General features: G+C 36.1%; 10 protein-coding genes. 6 read left to right on the top strand and 4 right to left on the bottom strand.

Going from position 1 to position 17,996, the window contains the following annotated elements:
* Positions 1–101 precede the first annotated feature (101 nt).
* Positions 102–884: an Rpn family recombination-promoting nuclease/putative transposase gene (locus tag SYN6308_RS15600; protein WP_017295383.1), complete on the top strand. Its 783-nt coding sequence runs from the start codon at positions 102–104 to the stop codon at positions 882–884.
* Positions 885–1,010: 126 nt separating this feature from the next.
* Here SYN6308_RS15600 and SYN6308_RS15595 read toward each other — a convergent pair whose 3' ends face one another.
* The gene (locus tag SYN6308_RS15595) at positions 1,011–2,540 is read right to left on the bottom strand and encodes a hypothetical protein (RefSeq protein ID WP_017295382.1); all 1,530 of its coding nucleotides are present in this window, start codon (positions 2,538–2,540) and stop codon (positions 1,011–1,013) included.
* An 84-nt stretch (positions 2,541–2,624) separates the two neighbouring features.
* On the opposite strand from SYN6308_RS15595, the gene SYN6308_RS15590 reads away from it, so the two are divergent.
* From SYN6308_RS15590 to SYN6308_RS15580, 3 genes are all read left to right on the top strand, one after another.
* The gene (locus SYN6308_RS15590) at positions 2,625–3,506 is read left to right on the top strand and encodes an alpha/beta fold hydrolase (protein WP_017295381.1); all 882 of its coding nucleotides are present in this window, start codon (positions 2,625–2,627) and stop codon (positions 3,504–3,506) included.
* Positions 3,507–3,787: 281 nt separating this feature from the next.
* Positions 3,788–4,618 (top strand): urease accessory protein UreD, encoded by an 831-nt coding sequence (locus tag SYN6308_RS15585; RefSeq protein WP_017295380.1) that lies wholly within the window; start codon positions 3,788–3,790, stop codon positions 4,616–4,618.
* Positions 4,619–4,749: 131 nt separating this feature from the next.
* Positions 4,750–5,925, top strand: a complete 1,176-nt coding sequence (locus tag SYN6308_RS15580) for a glycosyltransferase (RefSeq protein WP_017295379.1) — start codon at positions 4,750–4,752, stop codon at positions 5,923–5,925.
* A 70-nt stretch (positions 5,926–5,995) separates the two neighbouring features.
* Here SYN6308_RS15580 and SYN6308_RS15575 read toward each other — a convergent pair whose 3' ends face one another.
* Complete coding sequence (locus tag SYN6308_RS15575; protein ID WP_017295378.1) at positions 5,996–6,253, bottom strand: hypothetical protein; 258 nt, start codon at positions 6,251–6,253, stop codon at positions 5,996–5,998.
* 719 nt (positions 6,254–6,972) lie between these two features.
* On the opposite strand from SYN6308_RS15575, the gene ltrA reads away from it, so the two are divergent.
* Together ltrA and aroC are read left to right on the top strand one after the other, a co-directional pair.
* A complete protein-coding gene (gene ltrA, locus SYN6308_RS22710) occupies positions 6,973–8,766 on the top strand; it encodes a group II intron reverse transcriptase/maturase (RefSeq protein ID WP_083879539.1) in 1,794 nt (597 codons plus the stop codon).
* A 66-nt stretch (positions 8,767–8,832) separates the two neighbouring features.
* Entirely contained in the window at positions 8,833–9,921 is a 1,089-nt protein-coding gene (gene aroC / locus SYN6308_RS15565) for a chorismate synthase (protein ID WP_017295377.1), read from the top strand.
* A gap of 104 nt (positions 9,922–10,025) precedes the next feature.
* Here the strand turns inward: aroC and SYN6308_RS15560 are convergent, their stop codons facing one another.
* Positions 10,026–11,021: a ribose-phosphate pyrophosphokinase gene (locus SYN6308_RS15560; RefSeq protein ID WP_026102113.1), complete on the bottom strand. Its 996-nt coding sequence runs from the start codon at positions 11,019–11,021 to the stop codon at positions 10,026–10,028.
* A gap of 124 nt (positions 11,022–11,145) precedes the next feature.
* Positions 11,146–17,694 (bottom strand): translocation/assembly module TamB domain-containing protein, encoded by a 6,549-nt coding sequence (locus SYN6308_RS15555; RefSeq protein ID WP_017295375.1) that lies wholly within the window; start codon positions 17,692–17,694, stop codon positions 11,146–11,148.
* Positions 17,695–17,996: the final 302 nt, after the last annotated feature.

Below are 17,996 nucleotides of genomic sequence, written 5' to 3'. Positions count from 1 at the left end.
GTAACGAGAAATCTCAAAATCATTGATTTTTGGTAAAAATGCGTAATTTCTGAGAAGATAACTTAAAGTTACTTCTTTTTTGTTTACCTAAAACCTAAAGTATGTTTGATAATATTTGTAAGTTTTTAGCGGAAAATTTCCGAGATGATTTGGTGACGTGGTTATTAGGAAATCCCGTTAAGTTAACTGAATTGAAGCCAACGGAGTTATCTAATGAGCCAATTAGGGCGGATTCTTTGATTTTATTACAGTCAGAGGATTTGGTCTTACATACGGAATTTCAGACGGATGCCGATGAAACTATGCCTTTTAGAATGTTAGATTATCGGGTGAGGGTTTATCGCCGTTATCCCCAAAAGGAAATGCGTCAAGTAGTGATTTATTTACGCCCCACTAATTCTGATTTAGTGCAACAAAATAGTTTTCGTTTGAGTAAAACTTACCATGAATTTGAGGTAATTCGTCTCTGGGAAATGCCTACAGAAAAGTTTTTACAGTATCAAGGTTTATTACCTTTTGCGGTGCTAAGTCAAACGAATGAGCCTAAAATAGTATTAAGTAGAGTCGCTCAAGCTATTGAGGAGATTACCGATCGAAATATTAAAAGTAATCTAACGGCAGCGAGTGCGATTTTAGCTAACTTAGTTATTTCAGAGGACATTATTAAAGGTATTTTAAGGAGCGATATTATGCAAGAATCAGCTATTTATCAAGAAATTTATCATTCTGGAGAGTTAAAAGGTGAGTTAAAAGGAAGGTTGGAGACTCAAGTGGAAATTGCTCTTAATTTACTCAAAAAAGGATTAACCATTAACGAAATTGTCGAGATAACTGGTTTATCTTTAAACTTGGTTGAGCGTTTAACACAAAATAACCAAAATTAATGCTAATAAAAAGATTGAAAGGAAAAAATCATTAAACATCTGGGAGACAAACAGCCAAGATGCCTGTTCTACGGTGGTAAAATCATAATTATGATCGATGTCTAATAGTTATATATTCAAATAGAGTTATGTTACGTTAAAAGCAACTCCTTCTTCTGTAAAAGTAGAATAATTTTCTAAGATGCTTTGTCTTTCTTCTTCTGCCACAAAAATATAAGCACCTGGGCTAGTTTGAAATCGATAAATATCTTGCCCTTGGTCACTCATCGCACCATAAGTATAAAACGCTAAACCTTCTTCCACAAAACCATAGTCGCTTTGTAAGATGCTTTGACGTTCTTCTTCTCCTACATATAAGTATGCACCTGTAAGATTAGTATTGCGAAAACGATAAATGGGAATTAAATCGTCATCCATTGTCATGGAGACTTTAAAAACTTCTCCTTCTTCCACAAAATTATAGTTACTTACTAAAATACTTTGACGTTCTTCATCGCCTACATAAAGATAAGTTCCCTCTCCTGTACGAAAACGATATATTTGAGTATTGAGTAAACTATCCTTATTTAAGGAAATTGTTTCGTTATCAAACTGTAAATATTCCACATCATAAAGGGTTTTGGTATAACCAAATCCTGACACTGTAAAGGTACTTATATCATCGGTGGCGATTTCTTCGATCGAGTAATCAGCACTATCTCCCGTTAAAATGACGGTATCAATACCAGCATCCCCCCAAATTTCATCATTGCCTAACCCCGGAATAATGGTATCATCCCCTCCTGCACCGTAAATCAAATCATTCCTAATTTCGCCATTAGCATCCCCAAAAAGGATATTATCATCTTGCCCTCCCCAAATGGGAAAATCCTCGATTTGAGCAGAAAGTGAACCAGTATTAGACCATTTTGTTTGATGATAACTGTTATCGGCACTATCACGAAATACTAGATAATGAAAACTTCCATCGCCACCTTCGGCGGGATTTAAAATCAAATCTTCGGATAATTGACGGGTTTCTTTTGTCCAACCTTCGGGTAATACTGCCTCCTCAAAAGCAGTGGCTACTTGACTTTGATCTAATTGTCCTGATGCGTGCATAATATATTCATTACCCCATTCATCGATGACAAAATATCGATCGAGCTTAACTGCGTTAGGATTATCGGAGGTTAAACCATCTTCGTTTGCCCAAAACTTCATATTTTGCCCTTTATAATTAGCGGTAACTTTTACCACACCGCCCGGGGGAGTAGTAACAAGATTTCCTGCATAATAAGCATTTTGACTGGAAACACCAGAATAATCAGCAGAATTATAAGGCCACATGGCATTAATTGCGGTGGACATTGCCGCCCATGTATAACCATCGGAAGTGGTAACATAAGTTGTTATACCAATTTCTTGCCCTGGGGATGCAATAAATTGAGATTCATTGAATTGCAAGTTTCGGGTAGTATTTTTAATATAAGGAAGGGGAGGGGTATAATCTGCCCAAAGTTCATCAGAAATTTCATTGTCTCCCTCTTGATTAGGATCATCTGCACTCTTATAAGTGGCGATCGCATCTTGAGGATTGACAGTAATAGAGCTAATATTGACAATTTCAAAGGCTTCTTCTAGGATATTCCAAGTTAAAGTAATTTCTGGATTCATGTCTTGAATATTGGTAATAAAGTTTTTACAAAGTTTATAAGTTCTATGAATTTTAACTTATATTAAATGTTAATTCGGTAATTTATGATTTATTCAGGCAATGAAAGGGATTGGATGTGGCGTGGTTGGCACATTCATTATAGTTTTGCAAGGGTAGCTTCCGAAAACCAGTCGAGGGATATACCCATTATCTTATTACACGGTTTTGGGGCTTCTTTAGGACATTGGCGACATAATACTTCTGTGTTGAGTCAGTATCATACGGTTTATGCTCTGGATTTACTGGGTTTTGGATCATCGAAAAAAGCCTATACTAACTATGGTATTGAGTTATGGACAGAATTAGTTGCTGATTTTTGGCACACTTTTATTAATCAACCTTGTATTATTATCGGTAATTCGATCGGATCATTAATTGCCTTAAATACCGTAGCACAAAATCCCCATATCGCTACCAAGTTGGTAATGGTAAGTTTACCTGATGTTTCCTCTCGACAAAAAATGATACCTTCTGCTTTGCAACCGTTGGTTAAAACCTTAGAAAATTTGGTGGCTTCACCGTTACTTATACGCCTCCTTTTTTATGTTGTACGTCAACCTAATATTATCCGCCGTAGTCTTAAGGTTGCCTATATTGATCATACTAACGTTGATGATGAGTTAGTTAATTTTATCAGTTCTCCAACCTTCGATCGAGGTTCGGCGCGTGCTTTAATAGCATTGAGTAAAACTATGGGAGATTTTTCTACTTCTGTGGAAGAATTGCTAAAACGGGTTGATATTCCTATGTTATTACTTTGGGGTAAGCTCGATCGACTTATTCCCCCCATTCAAGCAGAAAAATTAGCACAAATAAATCCTAATATTGAATTACAATTATTAGATAATCTTGGTCATTGTATTCATGATGAATCACCAGAATTATTTAACAACATTGTCTTAAATTTTCTTAGTAGTAAAAGATAAAAATTTTCTAATTATTAAAATAACCTAATTAAAGCAAACAAAAATAACCAAGGAGGAAAAAGTTATAGAAATTGCATTGGTTAGAAATTAATACTTAATTTAGTTATACCGATTAATTATCTTTTTCGATCGAGCTTCGATTCGTGTTTTAATATAGCTAAATCTATGGGTAATGTTAATTGGGAGCAGAATTGCTAAAACGGGTTGATATTTCTATTACTTTGGGGTAAGCTCGATCGAATCCATAAATTATCATCAATAAATAGTAACAAAAAAACACAATGTTAGAAGGGAGTTGGCAAGGAAAAATTAACTTAGTTTATGAATATAACGAAGGCAAAACAAAGGTAAAATCTGCTTATCATCAATCACCATTTAAACTTCAAAGGGCTTTTTATCCTGAAGGTGATGATATTTGTCATAGTGTGATTTTACACACAGCAGGAGGCATTGTTGGCGGAGATATTCTTACTCAAAATATTCATTTATTATCTAATTCTCAAGTTTTTATTACCACTCCCTCCGCTACAAAAATTTATCGTACCCAAGAAAAAAAAGCCTTTCAAAACATAGTTATTAAGTTAGAAAATAACACTTATTTAGAATATTTACCCCAAGAATCGATCGTATTCAATGAGTGTCAATATCAGCAAAAAATGACAGTGAAATTAGGAGATAATAGCACATGGTTAGCATGGGAAATCATCCGTTTTGGTAGAACTGCTCGGGGAGAAACCTTTACCCAAGGGCAATGGCTCAACTATACTGAGGTATGGCACAATCATCAACCTTTATGGATCGATCGACAATCACTACAAGGAGAAAGTAACCTTTTTAATGAGATTAACGGTTTAGCTTCTCAACCTGTCATCGCTAGTTTAATCTTAATTTCTACCGATAAAGATAAAGATGTAATAGGGGAAATTAGAGAGTTAATTAATAGTCAGTTTAGTGATTTAATAGTAGGGGTCACTACTTTACAACAAGGGTTATTGTGTCGTTATCATGGATATTCTGTGAGTGAGGCTAAAACTTGTTTAACCGCAATATGGCAATTATTAAGACAAAAATATGGTAAAAATTCCTCGAATAAATCTCGCTTTTGGCAATAAATTCTTTGAGAATTAAGAATTAAGAATTTGCTTATTAATTTTTCATTCTCCATTTTCCATTCTGCATTCTCAATAAATACTTTAATTTATCAAAATAACAAATTTTATTTTTTCTTCTATTATAAAACTCAATGAATTTGGAAAAATTAATCCCAATACCTAACCATAATGGAATAAAACCCCATGATGATCCTATTTTATTTTCGTTAATTATTCCTACTTATAACGAAGGAAAAAATATTAAAAATTTAGTAGCACAAATTACTCAATTATTAGAACAAATTATTCCTCATGAATATGAACTAATTATAGTTGATGATGATAGTTTCGATCGAACTTGGGAAATTGCCTTAGAATTAACAGAAGAATACCCCAGTTTAAGAGTGATGAGAAGGGAAAAAGAAAAAGGATTATCTACCGCCGTGATAAGAGGTTGGCAAGTGGCGCGAGGAGAAATCTTAGGAGTCATTGACGCAGATTTACAACATCCTCCCGAAACCCTACTCAATTTATGGAAAGAAATACAAAAAGGAGCAGATTTAGCCGTAGCCAGTCGTAATGCAGAGGGGGGAGGAGTTAGCGACTGGAGTGCCTTAAGGCGTTTTTTATCCCGTGGTGCGCAAACTTTAGGATTAATCATATTACCCGAAGTAATTGGTAGAGTTTCCGATCCCATGAGTGGTTATTTTTTGGTGCGTCGCCGTTGTTTAATCGACACTCATCTTAGTCCTTTAGGCTATAAAATTTTAGTGGAAGTATTAGGAAGGGGAAAAGTCGGCTGGATTGCAGAAGTTGGTTATGTATTTCAAGAACGACAAGAGGGAGAAAGTAAAGTCACGAAAAAACAGTATATCGATTATATTCGTCATTTAATTCGTTTAAGATTTTCTTTGTGGCAAATTAACCGTTTTATTCGTTTCGGATTAGTGGGTTTTAGTGGCGTATTTGTTGATATGACATTTTTATATCTTCTTAGTGATCCTTCTACTTTAGCACTTCCTTTAACCCGTAGTAAAATTATTGCCTCAGAATTAGCAATTATTAATAATTTTCTCTGGAATGATGCTTGGACATTTAGGGATATTTCCCAAAAACAACCGGGTAAACGTCAAAAAATTAAGCGATTAATTAAGTTTAATATCATCTGTTTAGGAGGATTAATTATTAATGTTTTATTACTAAATTTCTTCTTTAATGTGTTTGGGTTAAATCGCTATATTGCTAACTTAATCTCGATCGCACTGGTGACTATTTGGAATTATTGGTTAAACTTAAAATTAAGCTGGAGAAGTACTGAATTGACCTAATTTTGAGATAATTCGATCGAAAGAGGAAAAGAGTAAAGAGATACCCAAATATTTGTATCTAAAACTACTTTCATTTTTTCATTTCTCGGCGTACTTCTCGGACAATTTCACAAATTTCTTCTATCGTCATTTTATCAGGATCATCACCTGCTTCATCAAGACGTTTTTCCCAGTCATCCCAATCAAATTTAGGGACTTTTTGAAAAATAACTGTATCATCTTTTGTAATCACAGAATATTGCTCACCATCAGAAAATATTTGACTAATTTCTGAAGGAAGTTCTAATTTTCCTTCATCGGAAAAAGTTACTGTAATCGTTGTTTCCATAATAATTACCTCTTAATTAATTATTTTTTATTCTATCTCGATCGATCGAACCTAAACTATTCCATTCTTCTGATAAAAATCTGTGAACACCTTTTACTATAATTAGGATCAATATGTGCGGATCGTTCTAGCAAAAGTCTAGGTTAATACCAAAACGTAAGCTAGGCAAGGTTAACAGAAATGTACCTTGACAACTCCATATCCTTGTAGGTGAAAGCCCTACCCGTTATTGTCAACGTGACAGCATAACCGACAGTGACTTGAGGTGGTAACTCATACTCTGAAGCTCGGTTAAAAGGTGGTAACTCCTAGCCTAAAGGGGAACTCCATCGAGCAAATTAACTATGACTACGCGAGGAATCCTTGTCTGAAGCATCGTTATCTAAAACTAGCCAAAAGGCTGATAGGCTAGACCAAAAGGTAAAGCTCTAACATACTAGCAGATTATGTTGTCTGAACTAGAGACAAATATAAAGAGTCGGTGGATAAAGGAAGTCTAAGGTTAAGTAATACCGCAATCCTCAAAGATTGACGGAAGGATATAGGGAACGAGTTAACCTCCGATAATCTCTCGAAGAGGTCGAATACTTTGAGTAGTAACCAGCGTAAGGTTATGGGAGGAAGGATTGACTAAGAAGCCAATGCTTTTATGTAATGTAAAGGATATGCTGACGTAGTCACTTTGATAAACATAATAGAGTCAATGAAGTAGCAAAATTATGACAACGATTAAATCGATTGATAAACTAAATAACTGGACTTCATGGCAATCCGTACAGTGGAAAGTCGTAGAAAAACAAGTATTTAGACTACAGAAAAGAATCTATAGAGCGAGTCAAAATGGTAATGTCAAACTGGTTCATAGTCTACAAAGATTACTCGTAAAATCCTATTACGGGAAACTTCTAGCAACCAGAAAGGTAACTCAGGATAATCAGGGTAAGAAAACAGCAGGAGTGGATGGAGTTAAGTCTTTGACCCCAAAGCAACGCCTAGAAATTACAGGTCAAATAAAACTTAGAGGTAAATGTAAACCGACTCGTAGAGTCAACATACCTAAACCAAATGGGGAAACAAGACCGCTTGGGATACCGTGTATAGAAGATAGAATCAAACAATGTTTAGTCAAATTAGCCTTAGAACCCCAATGGGAAGCGAAATTTGAACCGAACAGTTATGGTTCTCGACCAGCTAGGTCATGTCATGACGCAATCCAAGCAATCTTCAAATCCATCAGATATAAACCAAAATATATATTAGATGCTGATATTGCCAAGTGTTTTGATAGAATAAACCACGATAAATTACTTACAAAACTTGAAACCTACCCACAATTAAGACGTGAGATTAAATCATGGTTAAAGAGTGGATACATGGACAATAAACAACTATTTCCTACTAAAGAAGGCACACCACAGGGAGGTGTAATATCTCCACTTTTATCAAATATAGCCCTTCATGGCATGGAAATAGAACTCAAAAAGTTTGCAGGTACATGGAAAGGTGGTAAGGAAAATAATATGGATAGCCTCAGCATAATTCGATATGCAGATGATTTTGTGATACTTCACAAAGACATTGAGAGAATCATTCAATGTAAAGAAATTATCGAAAACTGGTTGGAAGAATTAGGACTCGAACTAAAACCAAGTAAAACCCGTATCTCTCATACACTGAATCGTTATGAAGGAAACACGGGCTTTGACTTCTTAGGATTTAATATCCGTCAATACGAAGTTGGGAAAACACACACTGGTTTAAGTACTATCGGTGTGCCACTTGGATATAAAACCATCATAAAACCATCTAAGAATAAAATCAAATCCCATATAAAAAAGATTGGGGATATAATTAGAAAACACAAATCAAGCCCACAGATAACACTGATTAAGGAACTCAATCCCATCATTAGGGGTTGGGCGAACTATTACAGCTCTGTGTGCAGTAAAGAGATTTACTCGAAGTGTGACCATATATTATATCAACAACTCAAGAGATGGGCGGAAAGAAGACATCCCAATAAAAATAAATCATGGGTAGCCAAGAAATATTGGCACACTTACGGTTTAAGAACATGGGTATTTTCAACCAAAGATGAAGATGGAATGAAACTCCTAAGTCATAGCGAAACGGAAATCAAAAGACATACCAAAGTCAAGGGAGAAAAATCACCTTTTGATTGGGACTGGATATATTGGACAGCCCGAATAGGAAAACACCCTGAAGTATCAATGAGAATGACAACATTACTCAAGAAGCAGAAAGGAAAGTGTAGTCAATGTGGATTAAACTTTAAAGACGGAGACTTGTTAGAAATCGACCACATCATTCCTAAATCGAAAGGTGGAAAGGAGATGTATAATAATCTACAGGTTCTTCACAGACATTGCCACGATGAGAAGACTGCTAGAGATGGTAGTCTGAATCGTACCCATGACAAGGGGTTTATCGGAGAGGAGCCGTGTGAGGTGGAAACTCTCATGCACGGTTTTGAAGACGAGTTCAGATGGTGACATCTGAATTTAGTTTAACAATTATTATGATTATTTTTGTTTTAATTTCTAATTTACAAATATTGAATGAGTAGTAACTTCGGTACATTATTTAGAATATCAACCTTTGGAGAATCCCATGGGGGAGGAGTGGGAGTAGTTATCGATGGATGTCCTCCCCTCATCGAAATCTCAGAAGAAGAAATCCAAATTGAGTTAAATCGTCGCAAACCGGGGCAAAGTAAGATTACTACCCCCCGTAATGAATCAGATTTATGCGAAATTGTCTCAGGGGTTTTTGAAGGCAAAACTTTAGGCACTCCTATCGCCATCTTAGTCCGAAATAAAGATGCTCGATCGAGCGACTATGACGAAATGGCAGTAAAATATCGCCCCTCCCATGCTGATGCTACCTATGATTCTAAGTATGGTATTCGTAACTGGCAAGGTGGCGGAAGATCATCTGCCCGAGAAACTATCGGTAGAGTAGCCGCAGGTGCGATCGCAAAAAAAATCCTCCATCAAATAGCAGGAGTCGAAATTATAGCCTATGTAAAAAGTATTAAAAACTTAGAAGCCGTAGTCGATGAACATACTGTAACTATTGAACAAGTAGAAAGTAATATAGTTCGTTGCCCTGACAAAGAATGTGCCGAAAAAATGATCAACCTCATTGACGATATACGCCGAGAAAAAGACTCTCTAGGCGGTGTTGTGGAGTGTGTTGTCAGAAACTTACCCAAAGGATTAGGAGAGCCAGTTTTTGATAAACTAGAAGCAGATTTAGCAAAAGCGATTATGTCTTTACCCGCTACCAAAGGCTTTGAAATCGGCTCAGGTTTTCACGGTACAACCCTTACAGGTAGCCAACACAATGACGAATTTTATCTTGATCAACAGGGAAACACCCGTACTAAGACGAATCGATCGGGCGGTATTCAAGGGGGTATCAGTAACGGTGAAAACATCGTGCTAAGGGCCGCCTTTAAGCCTACCGCCACCATTGGCAAAGAACAAAATACCGTTAGTAAGGAAGGAGAAGAAACCACCCTAGCAGCAAAGGGAAGGCACGATCCTTGCGTATTACCAAGAGCAGTCCCCATGGTAGAAGCTATGGTTGCCCTTGTGTTGTGCGATCATCTATTGAGACACCATGCACAATGTGAGTTAATTTAGCTGTTGAGGAGTTAGAGTGTTGGAGCGTTAAGAATTGAGAATTTGAAACTAAGATATTTTAATCCTCTTACTGTCTCCTATCTTCTATCTCCTAACTCCTCACTTTATCGAAACATGATACTAACAGAGCTATCCTCATGAATCCGCCAAATGGTTTCTCCCAGAAGATTTGCCACCGATAACACTTTTAATTGAGGGAAATAGTTATCCAAAGGAATCGGAATAGTATTAGTTACCACGACTTCTTCAAAGACATCGCTGGAAAGACGAGATACCGCAGGACCAGAAAACACGGCATGAGTAGCACAAGCATATATTTTATTCGCTCCTTCTTTCTTCAAGAGTCTTGCACCTTCTAATAATGTTCCCGCTGTATCAATCATGTCATCCACTAAAATGGCATTTTTGCCCTTAACATCGCCGATAACATTCATCACTTCTGCTACGTTATGAGCTTGACGGCGTTTGTCGATAATGGCAAGAGGTGCATCATCTAATTTTTTCGCAAAGGCTCTCGCTCTGGCAACTCCACCAACGTCAGGAGATACCACAACTAAATCTTCAATACGCTTTTGTTGGAAATAATCGAGAATTACAGGCGAACCATAGACATGATCTAAGGGAATGTCGAAATAACCCTGAATTTGGGCTGAATGCAAATCCATCGCTAAAACTCGATGAGCTCCGGCTTTAGTGATTAAATTGGCAACTAATTTGGCAGAAATAGATTCTCTACCAGCCGTTTTTCGATCGGCTCTAGCATAAGAATAATAAGGGATAACTGCTGTTATTTGCCGTGCTGATGCTCGACGACAAGCATCAATCATAATTAGCAACTCCATCAGATTATCATTGACGGGATTACAACAAGGTTGGATTAAATAGACATCACAACCTCGAATCGATTCTTGAATTTGGACATATAATTCTCCGTCTGCAAATCTTTTGCGAATCATAGGACCTAAATCCATGCCTAAATATCGAGCTACTTCCGTAGCTAAACCAATATTGGCTGAACCGGAAAACAATCTTAAACGGTTTGTGTCCGATACTTGTTGTTGCAACATCGAACTGAGTGTTAAAGTGGCGGAATGACTCACGGCAAATTCTTCAACCTTTTGGGTATTAAGTACTAATTTACTGATTTTTTATCCTTTTATTACACAGGATACCTTTAGTATAGGGGAAAAAGGCAGATAATGATCAAATATTGACACTCATCCTTTAAAATCGCATCTGATAACGCACCTTATATTCCCCATAAATATAATCATAGGATACTGTGACGTTAGAATCTTCCTTCACCTCATAAACCCCCTCCACTAAAGGAAAAATCCTTAAATCTTTCATGCCCAAAGGTTTACCCCAAGTACTCACTTTTTCATTAATACCAAAACTGATATTATTAGTTAATGGTACAAGAATAAACTGAACTAAACCATTTTCAAATAAATCTTGACCACTTAAATCTTGCAATTGAGTCGCTAAATTTAATAATTGCCCCCCTACTATCAAATTAATTAACTCTCCTTCACTACGATTTGGAATACTGCGCAGAGACACAAGAGGAGAATTTAATAGGTTTAAATTTGTACCCTTTTGATTTAATGCCGCTAAATTAACACATTGCGCTACCTCATTTAATTGAGAGGAAGACAGTTTAATTTCTTCAGCAATGGGGGTAGTTGTCTTGATGCGACAATAATCATCAATACCTCCAGACAATACTGGTAATAATTGCGCCAATCCCCCATCTATTCTTAACACCACTTGTATATTTTCTCCCCTTCCCCCCCTTACAATAGGATCAAGTACTTCGTTTCTATTGTTAGTAGGTAATTGTCGAGAATAGTCCACAATATCAGCTTGTACTTCTATATCTATCTGAGGATTGAGGATATTTCCATCGGGACGAAAGGTGATACTATTCTCATTAGTACGAGATAAGAAAAATGTAGTCTGTCCAAATCCTGTGTTAGAACCCAAAACTGCCAACGGATTTGCACCCCCTAAGTAAATCTGCCCTCTACGAAGGTTTATTGCACCGTCAGCCCTTAGATTTTGCCAATTATACAATCCCCCGTTAACTGTTACTTCACCCCCAAATAGAAAGCGATATAAGTTCCATTCTGCTAATTGCCCATCGGCAATTTTTAAGGTAAAATCTGTCAATTGAGGTTGAAAAATACCCTTGTTAGAGGCGGAAGTGTCTCCTAACCATTTATTGCCTATGCCTAAACTATTGTTATTGCCATTAGAAGTTGAAGGGAGATTTTCTCTGTCAGGTAAAACAAAGTTACCATTATTTAAACTCACATAACCTCCGATTTCGGGAGTAAAGGCTGTACCATTAACAGTTATGTCTCCTTGAATTTTCCCTGTATAGAGATTTTCTATGGCTATTTTTTGATTAGAAATTTTGATTGATAGAGGATTTTCGTTATTATTGATAGGATTAAATAGGGGTAAATTTCCTACGATCGTTATATCTGCATTATCAATTATTCCTTTTAATTCTTCTATATTTAATACCTGATTTTCTTGCTCAATATTAACTTTTCCTGTTAAATTAATAGTGTTATTTACTCCTACTGCATTCACCACTGCATTATCAAAATTAACCTCACCTCCTAGACTAATTAATTCAGGTTTAAAGTTATTAATTAATTGATTTATTGAGGCTATTTCCAAACTTAAATCAGAAGAAATATTACCACTATTTAAGCTCATTTTACCTTGAGTAATTATATCTAATATTTTCACTCGATCGGTATCTACTTTCACGGTAATAAAGGCTGATTTATCTTCTATAACTAAAGGATGGTAAGGGATTGAGGCATTTATTTCGATGTTTTGATTTTCGATCGAGCTTACCTTTAATTCATGATTATTATAGGCAAAAATTCCCTTAATTTCTTCATCAATAATTGCACCATCTAAAGCAGTATTTTTTAAAGCTACATTACCAATAATTTGAGGATCAAAAATATCTCCAGACAGCTTACCATCGAGACTAATTAAACTGTCTAAATCCACTGGAAATTTAACAAAATTTTCTAGAAAGTCTAAAGGAAAATCAACAACTTTAAAATCTCCAGCTTGGGAAGTTGTCGAGAGATTTCCTGCGAAGAAAACTTGACTATTTGCGATGCTTAATTCAAAGGGTTGCACAGCGAAATTTTGATCTCGCCACGAAGCCTTTAAGGCAATTTTTTCGATGGGGATAAATTGGGTTTCTTCGATTACCAAGCCGAGGGAATCCACGATATTCGCAAAATTTTGTTGCGGTAGCCATTGCCATTGATTGCCTTGAAAGTTGATATTGACTTCGGGGGAGGTTATTTTACCGGCGAGGAGGATTTCCCCTTGATATTTGCCACGGATGTCTAAGTCGTTAGGAATTTTACCCGACTGCAAATCTCGCGCCATCGATCGAATTTGCTGATCTATTATATATAAAAGATTAACTTGGGCTTTGATGGAATCCTTATCATCACCAACGGAGGCAGGGGGTATATTATCAGCAGAAGCGAAGACATCACCAGTTTGCCAATGGGTAAGTAAAGCCGTGAGGGTATCCACATCAGAAATTTGCAAAGTCGCAAAAATATCCTCCACCCTACCCTCTAAAGCCATTCTTCCCTCCACCACTTGAGTAGCAAAATTAAATTTACCCTCCAAATCATAGTTAGTATTAGCAAAACTCAACCTTGCATTTTCCAACTGCGCGATGCTATTAGCAAAATTAAAATTAGTAGAAAAATTATTAGCGATGATATTCCCTAAGCCGAAGGAATCTAAAGAGACATTGCCAGTAGCCGAAAAATCCGAGAGATTGACAGTTATATCCGAAGACAAAACCCCCTTAAGTTTTCCTTTCACCCCATAGTTAACCGCAGGTTGCAAAGCCAGAGTTTCTAAAGCAAAATCCGAGAAGACAAGATTAAATTGATTATCGATACGTTTACCGAGAAGGGAAAAACCAGAATCTCTCCCTTGTTTTATTTCTATGTGAGAAGGAAAGAAAGGAGTAGTTAAGTTAATTGGCGTAAGGTTAACATTTCCCCTAGGCAAAGAAATGGCAATGACATCCTCCTTTCCTCGCAAGTCTAAGTTAATCAGAGAGGAGTTAGCGGTAAGTTTTCCCTTTAACTCAGATTCAAAACCCAGTTGATTCACATTAAAGTTACTCAAAATTAAGTCACCCTGAATATCCAAATTATTTTCAGCAAGAGGATTACTTAATAACTGGTTTCCTTTGACGACTCCTTGAAAATTTACCCTACCATCTAAATCGATAGAAGTTGGCAGAAAACGAAACCCCTCCTTATCTTCAGAAGAAGCCGAAGCCAGAAGTTGATTAATAGGGATAATATTCAGATTAGAATTAGCCGTCACCTGTAACTGTAAATTATTGATGTCAGGGGAAGAAAAGAGATTGACTAAATAAAAGTTACCTTTTCCTTTGAGAGTATTTTTTCCAGTATCAAAATTAGCCGAGTCTATATTAATAGCTAAAGAAGCATTGTTGGCTAAAACAGGAAGAAGACTCCCTGAGAGATTTATTTCACCATTGATGTTGTCTAAATTAGCAAGATTAATATTGGAGGATTGACTAATTAAAGACAATTGTTGATTTAAAGTCTCAAAATTGACATTGCGAGTATTAATGCGACTTTGCCATTGATTATTATTAACCCTTGTAGAAACTAAAACTTTTCCTTGGGCAAGATTACCATTACCATCTATTTTAAGATTGAGACTTGGTATTGGTGAGAGGGATTGGTTATCGACATAATTAGTAGCAAAAGAGAATAAGTCGGAGACACTGGAGGCAAGGGAAAGACTCCCGTTAAGATTATTAACTTTAAGGTTACTCTTAGGGAATAGTTGAGAAAAAGAAATTCCATTGGCAACCCCTTCTAAAGAAAGTTGATTATTTCTGACAAGGATTTCACTGTTAAAATTTCCTTGCGCCAACCTTCCTTTTATATCAGTAGAAAGATTAAGACTTGGTAGAGAGGAAAAAGTTTGATTGTCAAGATAGTTAAGGGTAAAAGTGACTAAATCAGAAACACTAGAAGTTAAAGAAACATTTGCTTTAATATTTTCTGCCGTGACATTACTATTATTAATATTAGTATTAGGCAAAAGTTGAGACAGTAAAATTCCATCGGCAAAACCTTGTAAGGAAACTTGACTGTTTTTTACTTGAGTTTGACTATTAAAATCTCCTCCTGCAAATCTCCCCCTTATATCTGCTGTGAGATTGAGACTGGGAAGACTGGTTAGGGTTTCATAATTAATAGAATCAAGAGATTGATTAGCTAATTGAGATAATTCCCTTGTTTTTGCGGATAGGTTAACTTGACTAGAGTTGATGTCGAGGGGAAGACTGGTAATAAATTGATTAATAGAAATTTGACTAACATCTGCTGTTAGGGTGGTGGTTTCTTCGTCTATTCTGGCGATGGTATTAACTAATCCTTCTTCTAGCTGTAATTTACTATTGGCAGTAACTATTAAACTGACAGGAAAATTATGATTAGAATTATTGTCAAAATTATTATCAGGGGAAGGAGTGAATAAGTCTTGAGTGTTGGCGCTTAATGTTATTTGACTATTAAGAATGTTAGCGAGATTCGGCAAAGAGGGGAGGATATTATTAAGGGAAATTTGCTTAACTTGGGTGTTAATGTTTAAGTCACTTTTAGCTAAGTTAAAGTCTAGGTTAATATTTCCTGTTTCATTAATGGATGATGATGTTGAAAGGAGGGGGTTTCCTCTTTGATTGTCAATGAGGAGGTTAACTTTTCCTTTGGCATCTATATTATTAAGACTAATTTCTGCTAAGTCTCCAGAAATATTGACATCTAAATTTTGGGCAAGGGTTGGTAAGTTAACATTGAGGAAAGACTCATCACAAAAGGAGAAGATTTGACACAAAGGGGAAAGGAAGGGAGTCAGATTAATTTCGTTACTGCTAAGATTTACTGCATAAGTTTTCTCTTTAATGTTTCCATTTCCATTAACAAGGATTCGGTTTTGGTTTCCTTGGTTAACTAATTGAGTATCTATTATATTGACTCTATTTTTATCAATAACTAATTTACCTTCCGTAGCAAATTCTTCTTCCAAGGCGGAAATGGAGGGAAGGGAAAAAGAAATTTCTCCTTGGGGGTTGTTTAAGTTTCCTTTGATTTCTCCTTTAGCTAATATTTGCCTAATGGTTAAGGATAGGGGTTCGATCGAACTCCTTCTTCCTGATAAAATATCATAGTTACTCCAGACATCTTGGGGTAAATCTGCGGTGAATTGCAAATTAAAAGGTATCTTGGTTAATTCGACTGGTTTACCTTCTAAGGGATTTTGATTAAAGTTAGTATTAATCACCCCCCCCGCCGTAATTTTTCCTCCCGTTGCTGGTTTAACGGTGACTTGTTGAATGGTGAGTTTATCTAAATTGCCTTTGAATTGACTATCAATATTGCCTAAGTTTAATTTATCGACAAAAGTTTTATCAACTTTTACCTTACCTTCCATGTCAGGATTATCAAGATTTCCTGTTACTAAAATATTGGCGGTTAATAAACCATCGATGGAGACAGGAGATTTTACCCCAAGACTAGATAAAACTTTGTTGAGGTTAACAGGGTTAAGATTTCCTTGTAAGTTATACCCTCCCAGTTGACTAATTTCTCCTCTCACGGAAGCATCTATTTCTCCTATTTTTACACTGGCATACTCGACATTAAGGGATTCCTCTTTGATGTCGAGAAAAACATTTGCTTGAAAGTTTTGATTAAGAAGGGGAGTCTTCTGGATTTTTTCCTTGAGGTTAAATCTATCTAAAACCTCCCAACTCTCAAAAGAGTCTAGTTTGGCTATATCAACTTTTCCTTTCACATCCTGTAGATTAACTTTCCCCTCAACATTATTGATATTAAGAGTAGAGAGAGAAGGAGTGGTAATTTTTAAGTTGCCGTTAAGGATGCCTTCTTGCAAATCAAGGGGAAGCATCGGAATTAATCTAGCTACTTCGGGTAAATTCAGATAACGAATTTCTATTTTGTTGTCACTGGCGGTGTCGGCTAAAAGGGTTTCCCCCTGCAAATTAATACGACTAAAACCGATACGATTTTCTAAGTTATAAGTTAAGGGTTGATTTTCGTTGTCATAGAGTAAAGTTAACCTTCCCCGACTGTCAATTTCGACGGCTTCTGTGATAGCGTTGGGAGAAATGGCTATCTTACTGTTGCGTAATGTGAGGTTTATTTTTGTTTCTACGGGAAGACTTGGTAATTTGAGAGATGAAGGAAAGGGTTTTCTCTCGTCTTCGGGAGGCAATAATGTATCTAGTTGCCCATAACCTGTTATATCATTGGCAATAATATTAATTGGTAATTGTCTTTGCCATAATAATGACCATAAATCTAAACTAATCTTAGCAGACTCGATCGACAAAAAACTAGGATCAGAAGGAAGGGGAGGAATCTCAATATCTTCGATAATAATTTCATTAAAAAGAGAATGACTAACCTTACCGAAATTAACTTCCCGTGACAAAATTTTTTCCAACTCTGTTTCGATACGAGAGGGAATCACCGAATTAATTAAATATCTAGTGATACCGTAGCCTCCTGCTAAAATACCCGATACCGTTACTAAGGAAATAATTTGAGTTTGCGGTTTACTGAGTATGGTTGCTAATTTTTGCTTTAAACTTAATGACTGCGGATTATTACCCCAATCTTCTGGTTGCTGATTAGTCATTTTTCTTTCTCACACGATTTTCTCCTTCCTTATCAATATATAGCAATCCTCAATAATTTGTGTAAAAAAGGCGTTGACAATCCTGAATTGAGAAATTTGCTTTTAGATACTTAGACTTCTCATATTTTGAATAAGTTTGTAGTAAGGGTTTTAAGCCTAATAAATCCATAAAGCACAAATCCATTCCGTTGTCTATTGTCTATTCTCTCCATTCGTAGGTTTTAACTTAATTTTCCATTATTTTTAATTTTTACCTTGACTTTTTTCTCCTTATAGGTAATAATAAAAGTATGGATCATAAT

Source organism: Geminocystis herdmanii PCC 6308 (genome assembly GCF_000332235.1).
Taxonomy (GTDB): domain Bacteria; phylum Cyanobacteriota; class Cyanobacteriia; order Cyanobacteriales; family Cyanobacteriaceae; genus Geminocystis; species Geminocystis herdmanii.
The sequence above is the reverse complement of the archived record's forward strand: the minus strand, read 5'-3'. Positions and strand labels throughout refer to the sequence as shown.